The sequence below is a fragment of the Paraburkholderia sediminicola genome (genome assembly GCF_046026855.1).
Classification (GTDB): domain Bacteria; phylum Pseudomonadota; class Gammaproteobacteria; order Burkholderiales; family Burkholderiaceae; genus Paraburkholderia; species Paraburkholderia sediminicola_A.
Genome location: NZ_JAQQET010000080.1, coordinates 1 through 2,267, shown reverse-complemented (window position 1 = coordinate 2,267; position 2,267 = coordinate 1). Strand labels below are relative to the sequence as shown.

Below are 2,267 nucleotides of genomic sequence, written 5' to 3'. Positions count from 1 at the left end.
CACCTGGGCGAGGAACGGGCGTAACGCCTCTCGCACCTACTTAACACTTGCCGTCACGCTGTTCCGGGAGAGTAACCATGCAATCGCAGCACGGTCGTCGAAAAATCGCTTTGCCTGTCAAGATGCTCCTCGGACTGGTGCTGGGGTGCGTTGTCGGGTTTCTGTTTCCGCATTTCGCTGCGACGCTCGAGCCGATTGGAACGGCATTCGTGCAGGCGATCAAGATGATCGTCGTGCCGCTTGTGTTCACCGCGATTACGCTCGGCATTTACCAGATGGGTAATCAGGCCCGTTCGCTCGGGCGAGTGTCGGCGATCAGCCTGGCTTACTTCTTTGTGGCGACGGTGCTCTCTATCTTCATCGGTCTGGCGCTCAACGCGCTGTTTCATCCAGGCCTCGGCGCTAACCTCGCCGCAGCAGCCAAACCCGGCAAGGTGATCGCAGCCAGCGTGGACTGGACAAAGTTCTTTCTCGACATGATTCCGAGCAACATCGTGGTCGCGATGTCAGGCGGCAATCTTCTGCCGGTGCTGTTTTTCGCGGTGCTTCTCGGACTCGCGCTCGCTTCGCTGGGCAATCGCGCGAAGCCATTGATCGACGTACTCGACGCGCTGATGGGCGCTGTCTTCAAGGTGACCGACTGGATCATTTCGCTCTCGCCGATTGCTATCTTCGCGATCATCTCGTGGCTGTTCGCCACCCAGGGACTGGGAACGCTACTCGCGCTTGTCAAGTTAGTAGGCGTGATGTACCTCGGCCTCGCGGTGCTTCTCGTGCTTTTCGCTATTGTTCTGAAGGCGATCGGCGAAAGTCCGCTGAAAGTGAGCCGCCAGATCAGCGAGCCCGTGCTGCTGGCGTTTGCGACCCGTTCGTCGGAAGCGAGCTTGCCGGTGCATATGGAGAAGCTCGTCCTGATGGGGGTGCCGAAAGCCATAGCGTCGGTAGTGCTGCCGCTCGGCTATGCGTTTAATCGTGACGGCTCCATCATGTACTTCGCGCTCGCAGTCGGCTTTCTGGCGGATGCGTATCGGATTCCGCTCGACTGGCACACGCTGTTGTCTATCGTGATCGTCACCACGCTCGCGAGCAAGGGCAGCGCAAATGTGCCGTCGGGCGGCCTCGTCGCGGTCGCGATGGTGCTGACTACGATCGGGGTGCCGGTCGAAGCGCTGGCGATCATCGCCGGTGTCGATGCGTTTCTTGACATGGGCCGCACGGCGATCAACGTTTATAGCAACACAGTGGCCGTGAAGTTGGTGATGAAGCTGGCGCATGTCGCGTATGAGCAACCCGCTACCGCGCGTACGCCTGGGCAAAGCGCGCCGGAGAGCGGAACCGCCACGCCCAGGGGGCTTGCATGATCGATTTGCGCAGCGATACGGTGACGCGTCCTACCGAAGCGATGTGGGACGCCATGCGCAACGCGACGCTCGGCGACGATACGCTGGAAGGCGACGCGACTGTCCACACGCTGGAACAGGAAGCGGCAACCTTGCTGGGTAAGGAGGATGCACTCTTCGTATGCAGCGGCACGATGGGCAATGCAATTGCCACGCTCGTCCATGCACGTCGCGGCGGTGAAGCCGTGCTCGACCAGCAAGCCCATATGGCCAACTCGGAAGGCGGTGGCGTCTCACGCCTCGCAGGTCTGTTCTGCCGTACGATTCCCTCGCATCGCGGGGAAATGGACCTGGACATACTGCGCGACAGCCTCCGCGGCGGGTACTCGCGCTACGGGGAACCGACTGCGATGGTGGCGATCGAGACGAGCCACAACGCAGCGGGCGGGTGCGTTCAGAGGCTCGACTACTTGGCGCAGGTTGCCGGACTCGCGCATGAGCGAGACGCAGCCGTCCATCTTGACGGAGCGCGTCTGTTCAACGCAGCGGTCGCTCTGGATATTGCTGCGCGCGATATTGCGCAGCATAGCGACAGTGTCACGTTTTGCCTGTCAAAGGGACTCAGCGCGCCGATGGGCTCAGTATTGCTCGGGTCTCGTGAATTCATCGAGCGCGCGCGAACCTTTCGGCGAACGATTGGTGGCGGACTGAGGCAAGCGGGCATCATGGCTGCCGCTGGTTTGGTCGCGTTAAGGACGATGCCGGCGAGGCTCGCGGAGGATCACCGGCGCACGCTGCTGCTTTGGGAACGCCTACGGAATGGCGCGGTCGTGGAGGCTGGCCAGTACCCGCCTCAGACCAATATTCTTCGGCTGAAGGTACCGAACGGGAAAGCAGAAGACTACGTGCGGCAGCTCGCGGTTCACG

General features: G+C 61.3%; 2 protein-coding genes. Both read left to right on the top strand.

The window, feature by feature from the left end:
* Nucleotides 1-77 precede the first annotated feature (77 nt).
* A complete protein-coding gene (locus PQR40_RS38850; protein ID WP_408511270.1) occupies nucleotides 78-1,361 on the top strand; it encodes a dicarboxylate/amino acid:cation symporter in 1,284 nt (427 codons plus the stop codon).
* Nucleotides 1,358-2,267, top strand: a 910-nt coding sequence (locus PQR40_RS38845) for a threonine aldolase family protein (protein ID WP_408511269.1), incomplete at its 3' end; no start/stop codon positions are given. The genes PQR40_RS38850 and PQR40_RS38845, both read left to right, overlap by 4 nt.